This window comes from Pseudomonas sp. FG1, assembly GCF_034313875.1.
In the GTDB taxonomy this organism is placed as follows: domain Bacteria; phylum Pseudomonadota; class Gammaproteobacteria; order Pseudomonadales; family Pseudomonadaceae; genus Aquipseudomonas; species Aquipseudomonas veronii.
In genome coordinates, this window is the sequence record NZ_JAVIWP010000001.1 from 2,368,970 (window position 1) to 2,390,585 (window position 21,616).

Here is a 21,616-nt window from a genome sequence, read left to right on the forward strand (position 1 = left end):
CTTACAGTCCGGCAGCCATGGCTTTATCGATCAGCCAGTTCAGCGATGGGCCACGGTCGCTGGTGACTTCCACCGGGCGGCCGGCGTAGGCGCTGTCCAGCGGTGCGTCCGGCTTGATCTGCACGCGAATGTCGGAGGACAGGTCGGCGCTGTTCAGGCTGGTGCTGCTGACGATGGTGCCGGTGCGGGTCTGTTCTTCGTCGGCGACCTGGAAGTTCACCGGGGTACCTGGGCGAACGTCAGCGAACTGGCGATAGGAGAAGCGTGCTTCCACGTTGGCCAGGCTGCCGCGTGGCACCAGTTGGAAGATCACGTCGCCTTTGCTTGCGTATTGACCGTCGGCCACCATTTGCTGGGCCACGATGCAGTCGCAAGGCGAGGTCAGGGTGCCGGTCATTTGTTTGCCGAACAGTTCTTCGACCTTGGCCGGTTGCAGTTGGTCTTCGTCCAGATGGCCCTTGAGCACGTCGAGCATGCTGGTGCTGAAGGTCGCGAGCGGCGCGCCTTTGGCCGCCACCGCGTCGCCTTTGAGCAGGCTTTGCACGGTGCCGTCGCGGGGCATGGTCACGTTCATGCCGGGCACGCTGACCAGGCCGGCCTGGGCGTGGCTGACGAAGTACATGCCGTACAGCGATTTGAAGACGAAACCGAATGCCGCCAGGCCCACCAGGAAGATCGCCAGGCTGAACGTCACGGCGCGCAGGCGGCCGAAGACGCTCATGTTGCTGCCGCCGTCCTTGACCTTGCGCGCCTTGGTGAAGTTGTCGCGTTGCAGGGTGGCGAGTACGTCGCCCATGGTCACGATATCGCCCGACAGGTGCGACGTGATCAGGTGACGCAGCGTGGAAATATCCTGCGCGTCGAGGTTCTGGAACTGGCAGCCGGTGCGCCCGCTCTGGCGGTCGTAGGAGCGAATCTGCAGCTCCACATCCATCGCCAGGCCGAGGTTGTCGATGACAAATTGCAGGCGACCCTTGTGGACTTCGCCAACGATCAGCGGCTGGGTGGCGGTGAACGCCAGGCCGCCGGCGGACAGGTCGATGACCCGCGCTTCGGTCGGCGTGCGGTCAGTGTTGAAAAAGCGCAACTTGGCGGGGATTTTGACCCGGGCGTGCTGGCGTTGGGCTTCGGATTCGTGGACAACGTTGGCGTTTACTTGGCTGTTCATCAGGGCAATTTCCTAGAGTTAATTCAGGCTTGGCAGGGTCAGACCATCATCAGCAACACGGCGACGAAAATGCTGCCGGCGGAGAAGGTCATGGTCCGAGACGACCAGGTGTTGAACCAACGTTGAAAGCTGGCCAAATCGCGGGTCAGTTTGGTGTCCTGGCGGGTCCAGGACTGTTGATCAAGGCGGAAGAACACGTAGATCTTCACCAGCGCGCCCATGATCTGGTTGTAATAGAGAATCACCGGGTACGCCGGGCCGATCCTGTGCCCGGAGCACGACAGCAGCACGGTCAGGATCAGGCGGGTGATGCCGATCCACAGCAGGTACGCGAGGATGAACGCACCGCCGTACTTGAAGGTGGCGATGATCGCCACGGTCAGGCCGAGCAGCGAGGTCCACATCGACACACGCTGGTCGAACAACACCACGCTGGTGAACAGGCCGAGGCGACGTACACCCAGGCCCAGGGCGCGGGAGTTCTGGCGCAGGTTGTTGCCGTACCAGCGGAACATCAGCTTGCGGCTGGCTTTGATAAAGCTCTTTTCCGGCGGGTGCTCCACGGTGTTGATCGCGGCATCCGGTACGTAGAAGGTGTCGTAGCCCAGGCGCATCAGGCTGAACCAGCTGGACTTGTCGTCGCCGGTCAAAAACTTGAAGCGGCCCAGGCGCCAGTGTTGCAGCGAGTCGCTTTCCACATCGGCGATAAAGCCCGGGTCGGTGACCACGCTGGCGCGGAACACCGACATGCGCCCGGTCATGGTCAACACGCGCTTGGACAGGGCCATCGAGCACATGTTGATGTGGCGCTGGGCGAAGCGCAGTTTGTGCCATTCGCTCATGATGTAGCCGCCGCGCACTTCGCAGAACTCGTTGGTGGTCAGGCCGCCGACATTGCCGAACAGCTGGAACCACGGCACGGTTTTGCGCACGACGCCTTCGGCGAGCACGGTGTCGCCATCGATCACTGCAACCACGGCGCGGTCATCCGGCAAGTGGCGGGAGATGGCGCGGAAGCCGAAGGCCAGGCCGTCGCGCTTGCCGGTGCCGGCGATACGCACGAAGTCGAGCTTCACATGGCCCGGCGGGTTCATGCGTTCCCACAGGCTTTTCACCAGCAGTTCATCGGACATTTCCACCAGCGAGCAGACCACGGTGGTGGGGAAGCCGCATTCGATCGCTTCGCGGATCACCGAGCTGTAGACCTGCGCGGTGGTCAGCGCATCGATCCGGAAACTGGTGACCATCAGGAACACATGGGACGGGTCCGCGGCCTTGCCCAACTTGCGCACTTTGCGCCGCAGGTGGGGGTAGACCACGTACAGGAACAGCATGCCGCGAAAGAAATGCGTCGCACCCATCGAGTAGCGCCAGATACCGACGGCGCCAATCAGGAAAATAAAATTCTTCGACTCGGAGTCGAACGTACTCGCCGGCAACAGCAGGGCGAGTCCCATCAGCAGGCTCAAGAAGAACAGCCAGCCGGCGGATTGGAGCAGTACGTGTTTTAACTTGGACATAGGCGTCATCCGCAGGTGAAGGAGGTTTCGAGCTGCAAGCGCTGGGGATCAGGACGCAGGCAGCCCGAAACTTGCGGTTGCTGTTACCAGCAAATACCTTCGGTACGGCCGCTCACACTGGTGGCCTTGGACATGAAGCCCACCAGGTCGACCACTTGCTTGCCGTGCGGTGCGTTATGGGCCAAGGCCCGGAACTTCTCGTCACGGTTGCCGAGGATGATCACGTCGCAGTTGTTGATCACATCGTCGAAGTCCGAGTTGAGCAGGGACGACACGTGCGGGATCTTGCCTTCGATGTAGTCCTTGTTCGCGCCGTGGACACGGGCGTACTCGACGTTGCTGTCGTAGATGCTCAGGTCGTAACCCTTGCCGATCAGCATTTCCGCCAGCTCCACCAGGGGGCTTTCGCGCAGGTCATCGGTGCCGGCCTTGAAGCTCAGGCCCAGCAGGGCGACTTTGCGTTTGTCGTGGCCGGCGACGATGTCGAAGGCGTTCTGCACCTGGGATTCGTTGCTGCGCATCAGCGAGTTGAGCAGCGGCGCTTCCACGTCCAGCGAGCCGGCGCGGTAGGTCAGGGCGCGCACGTCTTTGGGCAGGCACGAGCCGCCGAACGCGAAGCCCGGGCGCATGTAGTACTGGGACAGGTTGAGGGTCTTGTCCTGGCAGACCACTTCCATCACTTCGCGCCCGTCGACGCCGACGGCCTTGGCGATGTTGCCGATCTCGTTGGCGAAGGTCACCTTGGTGGCGTGCCACACGTTGCAGGTGTACTTGATCATTTCGGCAACGGCGATGTCCTTGCGGATGATCGGCGCGTCGAGTTCTTCGTACAGTGATTGCAGGACATCACCGGAGGCTTTGTCGAATTCGCCGATGACGGTCATCGGCGGCAGGTCGTAGTCGGCGATGGCGGTGGATTCACGCAGGAACTCCGGGTTGACCGCAACGCCGAAGTCGACACCGGCTTTCTTGCCGGAGCAGTCTTCGAGGATCGGGATCACCACATTGGCCACGGTGCCCGGCAATACGGTGCTGCGCACGACGATGGTGTGGCGGGTGGTCTTGTCACGCAGGACAAAGCCGATCTCGCGGCATACCGATTCGATGTAGTTGAGTTCCAGGTCGCCGTTTTTCTTGCTCGGCGTACCGACGCAAATCATCGACAGGTCGGTAGCGCGGATGGCTTCGGCGAAGTCGGTCGTACCGCGCAGTCGTCCGGTCTCGATACCCTGGCTCAGCAGCTCGCCCAGGCCCGGTTCAACGATCGGCGATTTGCCTGCGTTGATCAGGTCGATTTTTTCCTTGGAGATGTCTACGCCGACCACTTCATGGCCGCGGGCAGACAGGCAACCGGCACAGACTGCGCCAACGTAACCCAAACCAAATATGCTGATACGCATCGCATTTACCTCTGTATTAAATCGTGCCATTAAATGGCCGGAGTTCATGTTTGCAAGCGTCACTGATGCCGCGAAAGTTAGGCGAATAGACGCCGACTTGCCGCGTGCAGGCATGTTGAATAACGAGTGACTAATGATTGCACTCAAGTTGTGCGCAACTTGGCCTTGTTATTGGTGCTTGCCCTGAAATGCAGCCGGCCTTCCTGGGAGAAGGGCCTGGCGCCAGTGCAACAGGGCCTTGATAAAAGGCTGTAAGCCTATAGTTATCAATGCCTTGGGTTATGTCACTGACCCATTGGGGTAAGCACGGCCTTGGCCTTATAGTGTGTGGCAATCGATCCTTATCGCCGCTCTTAACTAATCGGTTGGTAATATGAGCCCAGAGTCAAAGTTTAATGTGACAACTTTGCTACTTCCGTTGGTCGCCATGTAAGTCATCTCTTACAGAAACAGAGAATTCCGTTACCGGTGGTATGAGCGGTGCTTTAGGGCTAAGTTCCTGGCCGCTCATCCTGTTTCCGGAAATTTCTTGAAATATCAGCAAAGATGGCACTGGTACTATATTGATAGCACTTGCTATTTGGGCCAGTAGTTACGGGGAGTTGGCGCGCGGGAATAGTTTTGTGCCACTAGTGATTTAAAAAAGTGGTGCCACTACGAAAAAAAATGACGAATGTCGAGTGAAATAATTGTTAGAGATGCGCCAGGGTATTTTTTGACGCCAAACAATTGACGATTCCAGATGTGAAATGCAGACAAAAATGTGGGAGGGGGCTTGCCCCCGATGGCGGTGTGTCAGTCTATCCATGTATGACTGATCCCCCCCCATCGGGGGCAAGCCCCCTCCCACATTTGATCTTTAGCGTCTATGAGGGCGGAGCAGGGCCTTATTCCGGTTCGTGATCGCGCAGGAACACCAGGTTGTCCGGCTTGGACTGCTCGGCATTGAAGCGATAACCCTGCACATCGAACTGCTTGAGCTGGGCCGGGTCGTTGATACGCTCTTCGATCACGAAGCGGCTCATCATGCCCCGGGCCTTTTTCGCGTAGAAGCTGATGATCTTGTACTGGCCGTTCTTCAGGTCCTTGAACTCGGTATTGACGATCCGCGCATTCAGCGCCGTGCGCTTGACCGCCGAGAAGTACTCGTTGGACGCCAGGTTGAGCAGCACGTCATCGCCTTGTTCGGCCAGGGCTTGGTTGAGCCACTCGCTGATCCGGGTGCCCCAGAAGGCGTACAGGTCCTTGCCACGGGCGTTGGCCAGTTTGGTGCCCATCTCCAGGCGATACGGCATCATCAGGTCCAGGGGGCGCAGCAGGCCGTACAGGCCCGAGAGCATGCGCAGGTGGTCCTGGGCGTAGCTGAAGTCGGCGTCGCTGAAGGTGTCGGCGTTGAGGCCGGTGTACACGTCGCCCTTGAACGCCAGCAACGCCTGCTTGGCGTTGGCTGCTGTGAACGCCGGGGTCCAGCTGCCGAAGCGCGCGGCGTTGAGGCCGCCGATCTTGTCGGACACATGCATCAATTCGCTGATCTGCGCCGGGCTCAGGTGGCGCAGTTGCTCGATCAACTCCTGGGAATGGTCCAGGTACTGCGGCTGGGTAAAGCGCTGGGTCGCAGGCCTGGACTCGAAGTCGAGGGTCTTGGCGGGGGAAATCACCATCAGCATGAAGTTGGCTCCTGTAATCGTGCTTGTAACGTGGGCGGGATTCTAGGGGGTTGGGCACTTTGACTCCACCTATGATGGCGATAGGCGCGATCCGTTATGATGGCCGGTGATTCTGGAGAGGGAGACCCTATGTGCGAATAGCGCTTTTATTGTCGGCGTGCCTGTTTTGCCTGAGCGCCCACGCGGCGCCGGTGGACGTGGCCAGCCTGGATCGCGGCGTCTGGCCGGAAAAACTCAGCAGCCCTGCGCTGTTCGACGTGGCCTCGCGCGCTGAAATATTGATGTTCGCCCACAGCCTGATCGGCAGCGAAGCCCTGGATGAAGCGGCGCTCAAACAGCGCCTGGGCCTGAAGATCATCAACCTGGCGGCCATCGACGATCTGCGTCGCCAGCTCTGGCGGCGCCTTCTGGAGAATTACACCGCTGCCCAGGAAAGTTGCGAGGAGGATGCGTCGTTCTGCTACCTGGTGGAAAACATGGACGACCTGCGCGAGCAGGCCGGCAAGTTCGAGGTCAGTGACAACTCCTTCTATATAGGCTGGGCCGGCCCAAGCCACAATTTCCACGAGCGTTACCTGGACGAACTGCTGCGCAAAGCCGCGCTGTTCCCGCAGATCAGCAGCGAAATCGCACGTTTCGGTGACCATGAGCGCAATGGCGACGAATTCAACGACCGCCTGTTCCTGCTGACCTTCGACGGCGGCCCGGCACCGGTCAGTGGCAATACCGACTGGCTCACCGATTACCTGCGCAAGCAGAAGATGAACGCCACGTTCTTCGCCCTCGGCAGCAGCCTGCAAAACCGTGTGGAGCGCAGTTCCGTCGCGGATGTGCAGGCGCTGTATCAGGGGCAGTGCGTGGGCACTCAAGGTTGGCAGTACCGTTCCCACAGCCATTGGGTCGACTGGCAAAGTTCGATCATCCGCAGCGCCGCGCTGGCGCAGAACCTGATGCCGGAAAACTACGTGCCGCTGTTCCGTCCACCCTACGGCCAGCGCCGCGCGGACAGCCAGGGTTTCTTCCAGTCCCAGGGTTTGCAGGTGGCGTTGTGGGATATCGACTCCCAGGACGAACCGGGCAAGCTCAAGGCCGATGAGTCGGCGCAGCGGGTGCTGACATTGATGTTGTTGTGGCGCAAAGGGGTGATTGTGTTTCACGACACCCAGGACAAGGCGCGGGTCGCATTGCCGATGGTATTGCAGGCAACGGCGCAAAGCGGGCTGGGTTGGCAGGACTGCCGGGAGGCGTTTCGCTGAAGAGGCTGAAGTGCCCGTTCCCGTTGGGGATGCGGCATTTTCGGGGTGATTTTGTACGATATTTCTATGCGGGCCGACTTCCGACTTTAACGGGGTAGCTGGCACTCGGCTAGTGCTATTCGTCATCCTGAAAAATAAACTTCAAAAAAACGTCAAAGTGCTTTTTCCTGTCATGGGTTTTGCGGTATTACGAAGTCAGATCGCCGAAACCTGCAACACAGGTGGCGTCTTCCAAGACTCCTCATGTGGGCACTGCACTTGACGTCACGCAAGGTGCAGTCGGTGGTCGAATCGAGGCGCAGCACTGTTGTGGTATTGCGTCGACTGGCTCCCACAAAGGTGACCGAGTATGGATGATCATGGACGTAACCCTTCTTCCGACCAGCCAATCCTTTATGTGCTTGATACCAACGTACTGATCCACGATCCGAACGCTCTGCTTAACTTCGAAGAACACCACGTCGCCATCCCGATGATCGTGTTGGAGGAACTCGACAAACTCAAAAGCGGGCATCACAGCGTGGCCGCCGAATGTCGCCAGGCCATCCGCCTGATCGACAAAACCCTGGGTGAAGCGTCACCCGAGGACGTCGAAGTCGGCGTGCCGATCCAGCGCGGCAAAAGCGGGCCCAAGGGTTTGTTGTCGATTCTGATGAGCAAGCGCAGCGAGCCCAACAGCCTGCTGCCGGAAAACCTCAACGACAACAAAATCATCAACCAATTGATCGACCTGCACGCTCGTGACAAGGACATGCGCGTGGTGCTGGTGACCAAAGACATCAATATGCGCCTCAAGGCACGAGCGTGTGGGATCGCTGCCGAGGACTACAGTACCGACCAATTGGTCGACGACGTGTCGATGCTGTCCCGTGGTTATCACACCATGACCGGCTCGTTCTGGGACCGCGTCAGCAAGGTCGAAACCCGTCAGGACCACGGTCGCACCTGGCACCAGGTGCAACTGATCGACAACCTGCCGGCGGTACACGTCAACGAGTTCATCATCGACGAACAGGGCTTCGTGGGCTGGATCAAAGAGATCCAGGTCGACAGGCTGCTGATCCTCGATCTGCATCAGGAACCCCTGTTGCACCAGGAAGCCTGGGGCCTGAAACCGCGTGATATCTACCAGAGCCTGGCGCTGTATGCGCTGCTCGACCCGGACATCCACCTGGTCAACCTGACCGGTGCCGCCGGCTCGGGCAAAACCATCCTGGCCCTGGCCGCCGCCATCGAACAGACCATGGTGACCAAACGCTATCGCCGCATCATCGCCACCCGCAGCGTGCAGGGCCTGGACCAGGAGATCGGTTTCCTGCCCGGCACCGAAGCGGAAAAAATGGAGCCGTGGCTGGGGGCGATCACCGACAACCTCGAAGCCTTGCACATGGATGACGAAAACACCCATGGCAGCGTCGACTACATCCTCAGCAAAGTGCCGTTGCAGTTCAAATCCCTCAATTACATCCGAGGTCGCAGCTTCCAGCAGAGCCTGATTTTGATCGATGAGTGCCAGAACCTCACGCCGCACCAGATGAAAACCATCATCACCCGTGCCGGCGCCGGTTCCAAAGTGGTGTGCCTGGGCAACCTGGCGCAGATCGACACCCCTTACCTGTCCGCGACCAGCTCCGGGCTGACTTACCTGACGGAACGCTTCAAAGACTTCCCGAACGGCGTGCATATCGCGCTGCAGGGAGTTCCACGTTCGATCCTGGCCGAATACGCCGAATCTCACTTGTAAACGCGGTCCATGTAGGAGCGAGCTTGCTCGCGAAGAGTGTCTACGATAACGCGGGGTCTCTGGAGCCCCGCGTTGTTCTTTGGTTTTTCGCGAGCAAGCTCGCTCCTACAGGGTTTACAATCGACGCTCCTGATCAGGAGTATCCCTGTGCTGACTCATCTCGATTCCCAAGGTCGCGCCCATATGGTCGACGTCACCGACAAGTCCGTGACGTTCCGAGAGGCGGTGGCTGAAGCGCGGGTGCGTATGCTGCCCGAGACACTGAAAATGATTGTCGATGGTGCCCATCCCAAGGGCGATGTGTTTGCCGTGGCCCGTATCGCCGGGATCCAGGCGGCGAAAAAACCAGTGATTTGATCCCCTTGTGCCATCCGCTGATGTTGACCGGCGTCAAGGTCGAACTGAACGCCGAGGGCATAGACTCCGTACACATCGTGGCGCGCTGCAAGCTCTCGGGCCAGACCGGCGTAGAGATGGAAGCGCTGACGGCCGCCAGTGTCGCCGCGTTGACCATCTACGACATGTGCAAGGCCGTGGACCGCGGCATGACCATCGAAAACATCCGCCTGCTGGAAAAGCTCGGCGGGAAAAGCGGGCATTTCAAGGCGGACCAGGCATGAGCATCAACGTACTGTTTTTTGCCCGCTACAGCGAAACGATCGGCCTGGATTCCCTGGAGATGGAAGGCGACTTCGCCACCGTCGACGCGGTGCGCCAGGCATTGGTTGGCGATGCGGGCTTTGACGTGCTCAACGAGACCAGCTTGATGTGTGCGCGCAATCAGGAAATGTGCAGCGTCGACGAGCCGCTCGAAGCCGGTGATGAAGTCGCCTTCTTCCCACCCGTGACCGGAGGCTGAGCATGGCCATCCGTGTGCAGCCCGCGCCGTTTGACCCCGGCGCCGAAGTCAACGCGATGCACGCCGCCAATGTCGGCGTTGGCGCGGTGGTGAGTTTTGTCGGCTATGTCCGCGACTTCAATGACGGCCACGACGTGGCGGGGATGTTCCTGGAGCATTACCCCGGCATGACCGAAAAGGCCCTGGCCAAGATCGCCGTGGAAGCCGAACAACGCTGGCCGCTGCTCAAGCTGGAAGTGCTGCACCGCATCGGCGCGCTGGAACCGGGCGAGCCCATCGTCTTCGTCGCCGCTGCTAGCGCGCATCGCCAGGCTGCGTTTGATGCCTGCGCGTTTGTGATGGACTACCTGAAGACCCGTGCGCCGTTCTGGAAGAAAGAAAGCACCAGCGAAGGTGCGCGTTGGGTGGACGGGCGCGACAGCGACCACGCCGCAGCGGATCGCTGGAAGTAGCCAGCCGAACACCTATCTCAAAATCAGCTGAAATCAAATGTGGGAGGGGCAAGCCCCCTCCCACACTTTTGACCGCATTTGAGCTTAGGGGCGTTTGCGTTCTACAGCCCGGAGCAAGTGCGTCGGCGGTGTCTCGCAGCTGATCTTGCGGCCCAGCAGCGTCTCGATCGACGGCAACTGATACGAGTCATCCTCCCCGGCAAAGCTGATCGACACACCCGCTGCCCCGGCACGGCCGGTGCGGCCAATACGGTGTACGTAGTCGTCGGGCATTTCGGGCAGGGTGAAGTTGATCACATGGCTGATGCCGTCGATGTGAATCCCGCGCCCGGCCACATCGGTGGCCACCAGCACGCGGATCTTGCCTTCGCGAAAGCCTTCCAGGGTCTTGATGCGCTTGTGCTGCGGCACGTCGCCCGACAGTTGCGCGGCGTTGACGCCATCGCGCACCAGGCGCTCTTCGATACGACGCACTTCGTCCTTGCGGTTGGCAAATACCATCACGCGCTCCCAACCGTTGTCGTTGATCAGGTTGTAGAGCAGCTTGTACTTGTCGGCACCGGCCACGGCGTAGATGTGTTGCTCGACGTTTTCGCTGGCGACGTTCAGCGCCTCGATCTCGACGATGGACGGCTCGGTGGTCCACTGCTTGGCGAGGTTCATCACGTCTTCGGTGAAGGTCGCGGAGAACAGCAGGGTCTGGCGCTCGTTTTTCGGCGGGGTCTGGCGAATGATCTGGCGTACTTGCGGGATAAAACCCATGTCGAGCATGCGGTCGGCTTCGTCCAGCACCATCACTTCGACCATGTCCAGGTGTACGTCGCCGCGCTGGTTGAAGTCGAGCAGGCGGCCCGGAGTGGCAACCAGGATGTCGCAGTGGCGCGCTTCGAGGTGCTTGAGCTGCTTGTCGAAGTCCATGCCACCGACAAACGTCATGACGTTGAGGCCGGTGTACTTGGTCAGGTCGGCGGCGTCCTTGGCGATCTGCACCACCAGCTCGCGGGTCGGGGCGATGATCAGCGCGCGCGGCTCACCCATGTAGCGTTCTTTCGGCGGCGGCGTTTGCAGCAGTTGGGTGATGATCGAGATCAGGAACGCGGCGGTCTTGCCGGTGCCGGTCTGGGCGCGGCCGATGGCGTCTTTGCCGGCCAGGGTGAAGCCCAGCACCTGTGCCTGGATCGGTGTGCAGTACGGGAAGCCCAGGTCCTGGATGGCGTGCATCAGTTCCGGTGCGAGCTTGAAATCGTGGAAGCGGGTTTTGCCTTCCTGGGGTTCGACGACGAAATCTTCGAGCTTCCACGGCGTGACGGGCGGCTTGGGCGTGCGTTCACGGCGTGCGGCTTTTGGCGCAGGCGCGGCTGCCGCAGCGGCTTCGGCCGGTTTTGGCGGTTCGGTTGGCGTCACCTCGAGCGGTTTCGGCGCGGTCACAGGCGCGGCCAGGCCAGGCTGTTTACCGTCGTGGCGGCTGCCGGGTGTCGGGACGGGAGCACTGGGAACTGGCGCGAGCGGCTCAGCCTCGCTTTTGCCGAACATCTTCTTGAGTGCTTTGAGCACGGTGATCTCATTAATTGGTTAAGGAATATACGCCGGCCAGTGTAATGCAAGAATCGGGCGCGGCGTAGTGCGTCTGTCATGTGGCTAAATAAACGGCGGTGTTCAGCGCAGTCGTTCGGCCAACCACGTACCGATATCGCTGATCTCTTCAGGTAACACTTCGTGACCCATTGGGTATTCCTGCCATGTCACGGTGACACCACGGGTCTTCAAGTGCTCGTAAGCGCTGCGCCCCATGGCGTTCTGCACCACGTCATCGTACTGGCCATGCAGGCACAGCACCGGAATGCGCTGCTGACTGGCGGATAATTCCAGCTCGTCGTCGAAGGTCGGCGCATAAGTGGAGAGGGCAATCACGCCACCCAAGGCGCCTTGCCATTTATTGAAAGCGGTGTGGTACACCACGGCGCCACCCTGGGAGAAACCCGCCAGGAAAATCCGCGAGGCGTCTATTCCGCTGCTTTTTTGTTCCTTGATCAAATCCGTGACCATTTTGGCCGACTCTTTCAGCTCTTCCAGGCTGATGGACCGCGCCGGGCTCATCGCCCTGATGTCGTACCAACTGGGCATCTCATAGCCGCCGTTGATGGTCACCGGGCGGGTCGGTGCTTGAGGCAGGACGAAGCGGGTGGTCAGCAGGTTTTCCTGCAGCGCTTGGGCCACCGGCTGGAAGTCGTAGCGATCGGCACCCAGGCCATGCAGCCAGATTACGCAGGCGTCTGCAGGCTTGGTGGGCTGAAGAATCAAGGGGTTGCTCATGTCTGCTCCATTAATGTGCGTGCGCTCCGATTGAGTGCGACGGAACGGTGCGCAATAGTTTGATCTGTTACGAGAATGTCGCAAGGTTGAATCTTTTGCCATTGACCTTGGGCTGAATCGACTCAGCAGCCACTCTGGTACGCGCTTTGCTATGTGTAGGTCGATGTCAGATCTTTCCTGGGACGGTAACACTATCAGTGACTGCCGTTTGTGGGATAGCAACTGGAATTACTGCGACTGCCTCATGCTGCTTGACCCTAATAAAAGCCAACACGGGTCGATATCGCCTCATAAGGGTGCGCTGAGGTTCTAGCTCCGACACAACAAGAGCAACTGGAGGTTTGAATGAAGGTATTGAAATCCACCCTGGCCATCGTTTCCGCGGCCGCTGTATTGGGTGTCAGTGGTTTCGCCCAAGCCGGCGCCACCCTGGACGCCGTGCAGAAGAAAGGCTTTGTGCAATGTGGCGTGAGTGACGGCTTGCCGGGTTTCTCGGTACCGGATGCCAGCGGCAAGATCCTCGGGATCGACGCTGACTTCTGCCGCGCGGTAGCCGCTGCCGTGTTCGGCGACGCGACCAAGGTCAAATTCAGCCAGTTGAACGCCAAGGAGCGTTTCACCGCGCTTCAATCCGGCGAAGTCGACATTCTGTCCCGTAACACCACCATGACCAGCTCCCGCGATGCGGGCATGGGCCTGAAATTCCCGGGCTTCATCACTTACTACGACGGCATCGGCTTTCTGGTAAACAACAAGCTGGGCGTTAAAAGTGCCAAGGAACTGGACGGTGCAACCATCTGCATCCAGGCCGGTACCACCACCGAGCTGAACGTTTCCGACTACTTCCGTGGCAACGGTCTGAAATACACCCCGATCACCTTCGACACCTCCGACGAAAGCGCCAAGTCGCTGGAATCCGGGCGTTGCGACGTGCTGACCTCCGACAAGTCCCAACTGTTCGCCCAGCGCAGCAAGTTGGCCTCGCCGAAAGACTACGTGGTTCTGCCGGAAACCATTTCCAAGGAACCGCTGGGCCCGGTCGTGCGTAATGGCGACGACGAGTGGCTGGCCATCGTGCGCTGGGTTGGCTACGCCATGCTCAACGCGGAAGAAGCCGGGATCACTTCCAAAAACGTCGAAGCTGAAGCCAAGTCCACCAAGAACCCGGACGTTGCGCGTCTGCTCGGTGCCGACGGCGAATACGGCAAAGACCTGAAAGTGAAGAAAGACTGGGTCGTACAGATCGTCAAGCAGGTCGGCAACTACGGTGAAGTGTTCGAGAAAAACCTCGGCAAGAACACGCCACTGGAAATCGACCGTGGCCTGAACGCGCTGTGGAACAACGGCGGCATTCAATACGCACCCCCTGTGCGCTGATCGCTGATGGTTCTATCACCCGGTGGGCCAACCGCCGGGTGATGTTCTGTTCCATTCTTTCCGGGGCACTTCATGCAAAATAAAATCGGCGCACCCAAGCAGAAGCTCAGCTTCAGCGACCCCAAAGTGCGTGCGTGGCTCTTCCAGATCATCACGATTGTGGCGGTGGTCTCGCTGGGCTGGTACCTCTTCAACAATACCCAGACCAACCTTCAGCACCGAGGCATTACCTCGGGTTTCGACTTTCTTGAGCGCAGTGCCGGCTTCGGCATCGCGCAGCACCTGATCGACTACACCGAATCGGACAGCTATGCCCGGGTGTTTGTGATCGGGCTGCTCAATACCTTGCTGGTGACTGTGATCGGCGTGGTCCTGGCGACCCTGCTCGGGTTCATCATCGGCGTGGCCCGCTTGTCGCCCAACTGGATGATCAACAAGCTGGCGACGGTGTACGTGGAAGTGTTCCGCAACATCCCGCCGTTGCTGCAAATCCTGTTCTGGTATTTCGCGGTGTTCCTGACCATGCCGGGGCCGCGCAACAGCCATAACTTCGGCGACACGTTCTTCGTCAGCAGCCGTGGTCTGAACATGCCGGCCGCGCTGGCCGCCGACGGGTTCTGGCCGTTCGTGACCAGCGTGGTCGTGGCCATCGTGGCGATCGTGCTGATGACCCGCTGGGCCAACAAGCGCTTTGAAGCGACCGGCGTACCGTTCCACAAATTCTGGGTGGGCCTGGCGCTGTTCATCGTGATTCCGGCGTTGTGCGCGTTGATCTTCGGCATGCCGTTGCACTGGGAAATGCCCAAGCTGCAAGGCTTCAACTTCGTCGGCGGCTGGGTGCTGATCCCTGAACTGTTGGCGCTGACCCTGGCGCTGACCGTGTACACCGCGGCGTTTATCGCCGAGATCGTGCGCTCGGGCATCAAGTCCGTCAGCCACGGCCAGACCGAAGCCGCACGCTCCCTGGGCCTGCGCCCCGGGCCGACGCTGCGCAAGGTCATCATCCCGCAAGCCCTGCGGGTGATCATTCCGCCGCTGACCAGCCAATACCTGAACCTGGCGAAAAACTCGTCGTTGGCCGCCGGTATCGGTTACCCGGAAATGGTTTCGCTGTTTGCCGGCACGGTGCTCAACCAGACCGGCCAGGCCATCGAAGTCATTGCCATCACCATGAGCGTGTACCTGGCGATCAGCATCAGCATTTCCCTGCTGATGAACTGGTACAACAAGCGCATTGCGCTGATCGAGCGGTGAGGAAACGAGCATGAGTTCGCATACGTTCAAACCTGATATGCCACCGCCAAGCAAAGTCTTCGGGCCGATGGCATGGATGCGCGCCAACCTGTTTTCCAGCTGGCTCAACACCCTGCTGACCTTGTTGGCGTTTTACCTGATCTACCTGGTCGTGCCGCCGATCCTGCACTGGGCGATCCTCGACGCCAACTGGGTCGGTACCACTCGCGCCGACTGCACCAAAGAAGGCGCCTGCTGGGTGTTTATCCAACAGCGCTTCGGGCAGTTCATGTACGGCTACTACCCCGGCGACCTGCGCTGGCGCGTAGACCTGACCGTGTGGTTGGCCATCGTGGGCGTGGCGCCGTTGTTCATCTCGCGTTTTCCACGCAAGGCGATCTACGGCCTGGGCTTTCTGGTGTTGTACCCGATCATTGCCTTCTTCCTGTTGCGCGGCGGCATTTTCGGCCTGACCAGCGTGGCCACCAGCCAATGGGGCGGCCTGATGCTGACCCTGGTCATCGCCACCGTCGGCATCGCCGGTGCCTTGCCGCTGGGGATTGTGCTGGCGCTGGGGCGGCGTTCGAACATGCCGGCGATTCGTGTGGTCTGCGTGACCTTCATCGAATTCTGGCGCGGCGTGCCGTTGATCACGGTGCTGTTCATGTCCTCGGTGATGCTGCCGTTGTTCCTGCCCGAAGGCATGGGCATCGACAAGCTGCTGCGGGCGTTGATCGGCGTGATCCTGTTCCAGTCGGCCTACGTGGCGGAAGTGGTGCGCGGTGGCTTGCAGGCGATTCCCAAAGGTCAGTACGAAGCGGCCGCGGCGATGGGCCTGGGTTACTGGCGCAGCATGGGCCTGGTGATTCTGCCGCAAGCCCTGAAGATGGTGATCCCCGGCATCGTCAACACGTTTATTGCGCTGTTCAAGGACACCAGCCTGGTGATCATCATCGGTTTGTTCGACCTGCTCAACAGCGTCAAGCAAGCCGCCGCCGACCCGAAATGGTTGGGCATGGCCACTGAAGGCTACGTGTTCGCCGCCCTGGTGTTCTGGATTTTCTGTTTTGGTATGTCGCGCTATTCCATTCATTTGGAACATAAGCTCGACACAGGCCACAAGCGTTAGGAGTTGATGTTATGAGCGAAGCGATCAAACAGCCTGTGAGCCCTGAAGGCATTATCCAGATGCAGGGCGTGAACAAGTGGTACGGCCAGTTCCACGTATTGAAAGACATCAACCTCAACGTCAAGCAGGGCGAGCGTATCGTGCTGTGCGGCCCGTCGGGTTCGGGCAAGTCCACCACCATCCGCTGCCTCAACCGCCTGGAAGAACACCAGCAGGGCCGCATCGTGGTCGATGGCGTGGAACTGACCAACGACCTCAAGCAGATCGAAGCGATCCGCCGCGAAGTCGGCATGGTGTTCCAGCACTTCAACCTGTTCCCGCATCTGACCATCCTGCAGAACTGCACGCTGGCACCGATGTGGGTGCGCAAGATGCCCAAGCGCAAGGCCGAAGAAATCGCCATGCATTACCTGGAGCGCGTGCGTATCCCGGAGCAGGCCCACAAGTTTCCGGGGCAACTCTCCGGCGGCCAGCAACAGCGCGTGGCGATTGCCCGGGCGCTGTGCATGAAACCGAAAATCATGCTGTTCGACGAACCGACCTCGGCCCTCGACCCGGAAATGGTCAAGGAAGTGCTCGACACCATGATCGGCCTGGCCGAAGACGGCATGACCATGTTGTGCGTGACCCACGAAATGGGCTTCGCCCGCACCGTGGCCAACCGCGTGATCTTCATGGACAAGGGCGAGATCGTGGAACAGGCGGCGCCGAATGACTTCTTCGACAACCCGCAGAATGACCGGACCAAGTTGTTCTTGAGCCAGATTCTGCATTGATCGATGGTTGATGCTTGAAGCGATAAACCCGGCACCAGGCCGGGTTTATTTTTGCCTGCTGTTTTTACGCGGACGCTTGAGTTGCAAGCTGCGCATCTTTTGCGATCAGCAGATGGTTCAGGTCTTCGCCGGCATTGAGTGCCTCTATTTCGGCCAATAGATACGGATGTTTATCCAGTAGACGCATCAATGTGAGCAGTGGCGCGGGCGGAAAGATCTCAGCCCTTTCGTAGCGGGAAAATGCGTTATGGCCGCGGCCGGTCAATAGCCTCACCGCGTCTTTCTGTGTCAGATGCAATTTGCGGCGAATTCGTTTCATTTCGGCGGCGATGATTGTCCTGGCATCCATTAACAACTTATCGCTGGCATCGGAATAACGCTCTGCGCTATCGGTGTCCGAATCGAACTCGACCTCGTGACAGGCCTGGCATTCCCAGCCTGCAATATCAGGGATATCCCGGATCATGCCGCGTGTGTTGATCGTGAAGTTGCGACCTTCGAAATGCTGCATTGCGTCATGGGTTCCGCAGCTCACGCATTGTTGGGTTTTCATAAGGTTTTCTCCTTGAAGGAGATTACGGGAGGACCACCGCCTGGGCGGTAAGTCACTTTGATGTAAATCTCCGTAGCGTAAATCTTGATCAGATAGACGTCCTGCCACACACGGTGGTCTGAATAGGTCGTCATTGACTTGCACAACATTCGATTCTCAAGGGCGCAGACCGCGAGTCGCATCTGGCCGATGTTCAACTCAAGTTGTCGAGCCGCCTCCCGCGCGCTTGCGGTGAATGCTCTGCTACCCAACCTGATGACATCCGCCTTTATCACCGCCAAATCGTAATGAGGTGTGTACTTTTCCATAAGACACCTAAGGCTGAAATTACCCTTTAAGGGTAATTTTAACAATCGAAAATACTGCTCCGTTTCCCTGCCTGAAAACCCTAGTGCGTTGCCTTTGTAGGCAAGTCCGAATAGGCTGTAGGTAAATTCATCCTATGATTGGACGAAAGCGCAAACCTCATGACAGACATCTCCCCGCTGATCAAACGCTCCCTGGTCGACCAAGCCCTCGAGCAGCTGCGCCAGCGCATCACCCAAGGCACGTGGGCCATCGGCGAGCGCCTGCCCACCGAGCCTGAGCTGGCGGCGGAATTGGGCATCAGCCGCAATACCGTGCGCGAGGCCATGCGAGTGCTGGCATTCTCTGGATTGATCGAGGTCCGCCAGGGCGACGGCAGTTACCTGCGTTCGATGACGGACCCGCTGGGCGCCATGCGCGCGTTATCCCATTGCAGCCTGGAACAGGCGCAGGAGACGCGGCAGATCCTGGAAGTGGAGGCCATCGGTCTGGCCGTCCTGCGTCGCACCGAGCAAGACCTGCACCGGTTGCGCGAGGCGCTTGATGCCAGCGCCGCGCTGTATCACGGTGAGCTGGAGGCCTACATCAGCGCCGATCTGGTATTCCACCAACGGCTGGTGGACGCGGCGCACAACCCGGCGTTGAGCGAGTTGTACCGGTACTTTTCCAGCATCATCGGCGCGCAACTGCGCCAGACCCTGAACATCTCGCCGCGTCGCCAGGCGGTGTTCGACCTGCACACCGCCCTGCTTGATGCCGTAGCGCAGCAAGACCCGGAGCGCGCCAAATCCCTTTGCCGGCAGTTGATCAATGAACCCTGACGCCCCACGCACGCCTGAGTTGGAAGAATTGCTGATCGACGCCGAGGCCGACGACGATGCAGTCCAGCACAGCCCCCCGCCGACGAGCCGGCCATGGCTGTTGCTGCTGGGCCTGGTGCTGGTGGCGCTGAACCTGCGCCCGGCGCTGTCGAGCCTGTCGCCGCTGCTCAGTGAGGTCTCGGCCAGCCTGGGCTTGTCGGCGGCCAGGGCCGGTCTGCTGACCACCTTGCCGGTGCTGTGCCTGGGCCTGTTCGCGCCGCTGGCGCCGCTCCTTGCGCGGCGCTTCGGTGCCGAGCGGGTGGTGCTGGGGATCTTGTTGACGCTGGCCGGCGGTATTCTGCTGCGCAGTGCGTTCGGTGAGGTCGGGTTGTTTGTTGGCAGCCTGATCGCCGGGGCCAGCATCGGCATCATCGGCGTGTTGTTGCCCGGTATCGTCAAGCGCGACTTCGCCAGGCAGGCGGGCGCGATGACCGGGGTCTACACCATGGCGCTGTGTCTGGGCGCGGCGTTGGCGGCGGGGGCCTCGGTGCCTTTGAGCGACTCCTTCGGCAACCGTTGGAGCATCGGGTTGGGCTTCTGGATGGTGCCGGCGTTGCTGGCCGCGCTGTGCTGGTTGCCGCAAATCGGGCAGAAGCACGGCGCGCATCGCGTCGCCTACCGGGTGAAGGGCTTGCTGCGCGATCCGCTGGCCTGGCAAGTGACCTTGTACATGGGCCTGCAATCGTCCCTGGCCTACATCGTGTTCGGCTGGGTGCCGTCGATCCTCATCGACCGCGGCCTGAGCGCCACCGATGCCGGGCTGGCGCTGTCCGGTTCGATCATCGTGCAACTGCTCAGCGCCCTCACCGCGCCTTGGCTGGCCACGCGCGGCAAGGACCAGCGCCTGGCCATCGTGGTGGTGATGCTGCTGACCCTCGGCGGGCTGATGGGCTGCCTGTACGCGCCCCTCGACGGGCTGTGGGGCTGGGCGATTCTGCTGGGCCTGGGGCAGGGCGGTACGTTCAGCCTGGCGCTGACCTTGATCGTGCTGCGCTCGCGGGATGCCCACGTGGCCGCCAACCTGTCGAGCATGGCCCAGGGCTTCGGTTACACCCTGGCGTCCCTGGGCCCGCTCGCGGTGGGCCTGATTCACGACTGGACCGGCGGCTGGGCCGCCACCGGCTGGGTCTTCGCGGTGATCGGCCTGGGCGCCATCGTCGCCGGCCTCGGTGCGGGGCGCGCACGGTATGTCGAGGTCCGCAGCGAGAAAGTCTAGAGGTACTCCACCTCCAGCGTCGCCGAACCGTCCATGAGGATGTCGGTACTCAGGTCCAGGTTCTGTTTGGCGTTGATCACCGTCTCCAGGCTCAGCGTGCTGGTCAGGTTCTGGATCGCCATGGGGCCGGCAGTGCTGCCCGCGGTGTCGGTGAAGCCCAGCAGGCTCTTGGCGCCGATGTTGATCGGGTTGCGGTTGGCCGCGCGCCAGGCCACGCCGCCGGTGGTGGACTCGGTGCCGTGGACCTCGGCCACGCCACCCACCACGGTCTGCTGCGGATCGAACGTCAGCGAGTACACGCCGATCTTGTTCGCGCTGTTGTCCAGGCCCAACCCGTAATAAATTTCGCTGTTGACGTGGGCCGAGCCGTCGCGGTTGTCGTGCATGCGCAAGGCATAACGCACCGGGCCGTTGCAGATCACCGTCAGGTTCAGGGACTTGACCGGCAGCCGCGTGCCGGTCGTGAGGTTGAGGTCTTGCTGGGCGATCTTGCCGAAATCCACCACGCCGTTGGCCGACAGGCTTGGCGCGCAGGACACCGGGATGATCCGGCCGTTGACGTTCAGGTCGACGGGGGCGGCGGCCTGCGCCGGTTGGCTGAACAACAGGGGCACGAGGATCAGGTAGCGAGCAATCATGGGAGGCTCCGAGGGGCTTAGAAGTAGGTGATTTCCAGGGTCGCCGAACCGTCGAGCCGCACTTCGCTGCGCAGGTCCAGGCTGTCGAGCGGCGCGATGAAGGCTTTCAGGCTGAGTAATGCGCTGAGGTTTTGCAGGGCATTCGGGCCTTCGGTGCTGCCGGCCGTGGCGGTAAACCCGAGGAGGCTGCGCGCGCCCAAGGGGATCGCGCTGGCGCTGGCGCTGCTCCAGGCGGCGCCGCCCGTGGTCGAGTCGGTGCGATACAGCTGGGGCAGGTTGTCGGCGCTGGCCCGGGCCGGGTCGACCAGCAGGTAATAACGGCCGACTTTCTGCCCGCGTGCATCCAGGCCCAGGCCGTAGGCGGTTTCATCAATGCCGCCGGTGGCTGAGCCGGCGCGGTTGTCGTGCATGACCAGGGCAAACGGAGTCGGGCCGTCACAGCTGACCGTGAGGCTCAGCGCGCGGGCGGGCAGGGCGGTGTCTTTGTCGCGGTGCAAGTCGCTGACCGACAACTTGCCGAAGTCCACCGTGCCGTTGTTGGCCAGGGTCGGCGTGCAGGCCGTCGGTGCGAAGCGCGCTTGCAGCTGCAATTCCCGTGAACGCCCGGAGGTGGGCGCGTCCACCTGCGCCGAGGCTTCCCAGGTTTCGGCATCGCGCACGCGGATCGCTTCGTCCCGCGCCCACGCACTCACCTGCAGTTGCGCGGCAAAACTGCGCCCGGTGGCGGGCTGGCCGTCGTGCAGCGGGACGATGCCGTGGTCGGCGCGCCAGGCCAGGCTCGTGCCGATTTGCGCGGGCGCCTGGCCTGGGCCGGCGAGCAAGCCGAGTTGCACCGCGTGGCCATCGAGCACCGCGTCATGCACTTGCACGCGGTAACTGCCGCCGTCGCCCAAGCGCAAGCGCTCGGTGCCGGCAGCCAGGGCGCGGTAGAACAGGCTCATGTCGCCCGGTTGCGGGCAGTTCAAGGTCAAGGACAGGCGCCGTTCGCCGAGCAGGTGTTCCGCTGCCGGTGCTGACGCGACGGCGCGGTTCATCAGGCCAAAATCCAAGCGCGATTCGCTCAGGTCCAGGCGGCAGTCGTCCTCGGCCAGGGCCGTGCCGGCGAACAGCAGCAGGGCTGCCAGGCTGTGTTGAAGCTTCATATTGGGG

General features: G+C 60.8%; 20 protein-coding genes and 1 pseudogene. 11 read left to right on the forward strand and 10 right to left on the reverse strand.

What is annotated here, in order from left to right:
• Nucleotide 1 precedes the first annotated feature (1 nt).
• The 4 genes from RGV59_RS10925 to yaaA all read right to left on the reverse strand — a co-directional run bounded on the left by RGV59_RS10925 (nt 2) and on the right by yaaA (nt 5,755).
• A complete protein-coding gene (locus RGV59_RS10925) occupies nt 2–1,168 on the reverse strand; it encodes an alginate biosynthesis protein Alg44 (protein ID WP_017848639.1) in 1,167 nt (388 codons plus the stop codon).
• Between the two features lie 38 nt (nt 1,169–1,206).
• A complete protein-coding gene (alg8, locus tag RGV59_RS10930) occupies nt 1,207–2,688 on the reverse strand; it encodes a mannuronan synthase (protein ID WP_017848640.1) in 1,482 nt (493 codons plus the stop codon).
• Nucleotides 2,689–2,771: 83 nt separating this feature from the next.
• A complete protein-coding gene (locus RGV59_RS10935; protein ID WP_046384626.1) occupies nt 2,772–4,088 on the reverse strand; it encodes a nucleotide sugar dehydrogenase in 1,317 nt (438 codons plus the stop codon).
• Nucleotides 4,089–4,975: 887 nt separating this feature from the next.
• A complete protein-coding gene (gene yaaA, locus RGV59_RS10940; RefSeq protein ID WP_322246946.1) occupies nt 4,976–5,755 on the reverse strand; it encodes a peroxide stress protein YaaA in 780 nt (259 codons plus the stop codon).
• A gap of 131 nt (nt 5,756–5,886) precedes the next feature.
• Here yaaA and RGV59_RS10945 point away from each other — a divergent pair, with 131 nt between their 5' ends.
• The 5 genes and pseudogenes from RGV59_RS10945 (at nt 5,887) to moaE (ending at nt 10,066) form a co-directional block, all read left to right on the forward strand.
• Entirely contained in the window at nt 5,887–7,011 is a 1,125-nt protein-coding gene (locus tag RGV59_RS10945; RefSeq protein ID WP_046488657.1) for a polysaccharide deacetylase family protein, read from the forward strand.
• A gap of 349 nt (nt 7,012–7,360) precedes the next feature.
• Entirely contained in the window at nt 7,361–8,755 is a 1,395-nt protein-coding gene (locus RGV59_RS10950; protein WP_017848644.1) for a PhoH family protein, read from the forward strand.
• Between the two features lie 147 nt (nt 8,756–8,902).
• Nucleotides 8,903–9,375: pseudogene (gene moaC, locus RGV59_RS10955) on the forward strand (cyclic pyranopterin monophosphate synthase MoaC).
• Nucleotides 9,372–9,614, forward strand: coding sequence for a molybdopterin converting factor subunit 1 (gene moaD / locus RGV59_RS10960; protein WP_017848646.1), 243 nt, complete (start codon nt 9,372–9,374; stop codon nt 9,612–9,614). Before moaC ends, moaD begins: the two are co-directional and overlap by 4 nt.
• A 2-nt stretch (nt 9,615–9,616) precedes the next feature.
• Nucleotides 9,617–10,066: a molybdopterin synthase catalytic subunit MoaE gene (gene moaE, locus RGV59_RS10965; protein WP_017848647.1), complete on the forward strand. Its 450-nt coding sequence runs from the start codon at nt 9,617–9,619 to the stop codon at nt 10,064–10,066.
• An 84-nt stretch (nt 10,067–10,150) separates the two neighbouring features.
• Here the strand turns inward: moaE and rhlB are convergent, their stop codons facing one another.
• Nucleotides 10,151–11,626, reverse strand: coding sequence for an ATP-dependent RNA helicase RhlB (gene rhlB, locus RGV59_RS10970; RefSeq protein ID WP_126586183.1), 1,476 nt, complete (start codon nt 11,624–11,626; stop codon nt 10,151–10,153).
• 96 nt (nt 11,627–11,722) lie between these two features.
• Nucleotides 11,723–12,379 carry an alpha/beta hydrolase gene (locus RGV59_RS10975; protein ID WP_126586185.1) on the reverse strand — a complete coding sequence of 219 codons (657 nt, stop codon included), beginning with the start codon at nt 12,377–12,379 and terminating at the stop codon, nt 11,723–11,725.
• 345 nt (nt 12,380–12,724) lie between these two features.
• Between RGV59_RS10975 and RGV59_RS10980 the strand changes: the two genes are divergently transcribed.
• The 4 genes from RGV59_RS10980 to RGV59_RS10995 all read left to right on the forward strand — a co-directional run bounded on the left by RGV59_RS10980 (nt 12,725) and on the right by RGV59_RS10995 (nt 16,894).
• Nucleotides 12,725–13,756, forward strand: coding sequence for an amino acid ABC transporter substrate-binding protein (locus RGV59_RS10980; RefSeq protein ID WP_017848650.1), 1,032 nt, complete (start codon nt 12,725–12,727; stop codon nt 13,754–13,756).
• A 72-nt stretch (nt 13,757–13,828) separates the two neighbouring features.
• Nucleotides 13,829–15,010 carry an amino acid ABC transporter permease gene (locus RGV59_RS10985; RefSeq protein ID WP_046488647.1) on the forward strand — a complete coding sequence of 394 codons (1,182 nt, stop codon included), beginning with the start codon at nt 13,829–13,831 and terminating at the stop codon, nt 15,008–15,010.
• Between the two features lie 10 nt (nt 15,011–15,020).
• Nucleotides 15,021–16,118 (forward strand): amino acid ABC transporter permease, encoded by a 1,098-nt coding sequence (locus tag RGV59_RS10990; RefSeq protein ID WP_017848652.1) that lies wholly within the window; start codon nt 15,021–15,023, stop codon nt 16,116–16,118.
• A gap of 11 nt (nt 16,119–16,129) precedes the next feature.
• Nucleotides 16,130–16,894 carry an amino acid ABC transporter ATP-binding protein gene (locus tag RGV59_RS10995; RefSeq protein ID WP_003171943.1) on the forward strand — a complete coding sequence of 255 codons (765 nt, stop codon included), beginning with the start codon at nt 16,130–16,132 and terminating at the stop codon, nt 16,892–16,894.
• A 64-nt stretch (nt 16,895–16,958) separates the two neighbouring features.
• Here the strand turns inward: RGV59_RS10995 and RGV59_RS11000 are convergent, their stop codons facing one another.
• Together RGV59_RS11000 and RGV59_RS11005 are read right to left on the reverse strand one after the other, a co-directional pair.
• Nucleotides 16,959–17,447, reverse strand: a complete 489-nt coding sequence (locus RGV59_RS11000) for a type II toxin-antitoxin system MqsA family antitoxin (RefSeq protein ID WP_126586187.1) — start codon at nt 17,445–17,447, stop codon at nt 16,959–16,961.
• Nucleotides 17,444–17,755, reverse strand: a complete 312-nt coding sequence (locus RGV59_RS11005) for a type II toxin-antitoxin system MqsR family toxin (protein WP_046384618.1) — start codon at nt 17,753–17,755, stop codon at nt 17,444–17,446. The genes RGV59_RS11000 and RGV59_RS11005 overlap by 4 nt, the downstream gene beginning before the upstream one ends.
• A gap of 159 nt (nt 17,756–17,914) precedes the next feature.
• Between RGV59_RS11005 and RGV59_RS11010 the strand changes: the two genes are divergently transcribed.
• Both RGV59_RS11010 and RGV59_RS11015 read left to right on the forward strand, forming a co-directional pair.
• Entirely contained in the window at nt 17,915–18,574 is a 660-nt protein-coding gene (locus RGV59_RS11010; protein ID WP_017848655.1) for a FadR/GntR family transcriptional regulator, read from the forward strand.
• The gene (locus RGV59_RS11015) at nt 18,564–19,829 is read left to right on the forward strand and encodes a CynX/NimT family MFS transporter (protein ID WP_102618654.1); all 1,266 of its coding nucleotides are present in this window, start codon (nt 18,564–18,566) and stop codon (nt 19,827–19,829) included. The genes RGV59_RS11010 and RGV59_RS11015 overlap by 11 nt, the downstream gene beginning before the upstream one ends.
• Here the strand turns inward: RGV59_RS11015 and RGV59_RS11020 are convergent.
• Together RGV59_RS11020 and RGV59_RS11025 are read right to left on the reverse strand one after the other, a co-directional pair.
• On the reverse strand, nt 19,826–20,467 hold the full coding sequence (locus RGV59_RS11020; protein WP_017848657.1) for a DUF1120 domain-containing protein: 642 nt from the start codon (nt 20,465–20,467) through the stop codon (nt 19,826–19,828). The genes RGV59_RS11015 and RGV59_RS11020 overlap by 4 nt on opposite strands.
• A 17-nt stretch (nt 20,468–20,484) precedes the next feature.
• Nucleotides 20,485–21,609, reverse strand: a complete 1,125-nt coding sequence (locus RGV59_RS11025) for a DUF1120 domain-containing protein (RefSeq protein WP_102618655.1) — start codon at nt 21,607–21,609, stop codon at nt 20,485–20,487.
• Nucleotides 21,610–21,616 lie beyond the last annotated feature (7 nt).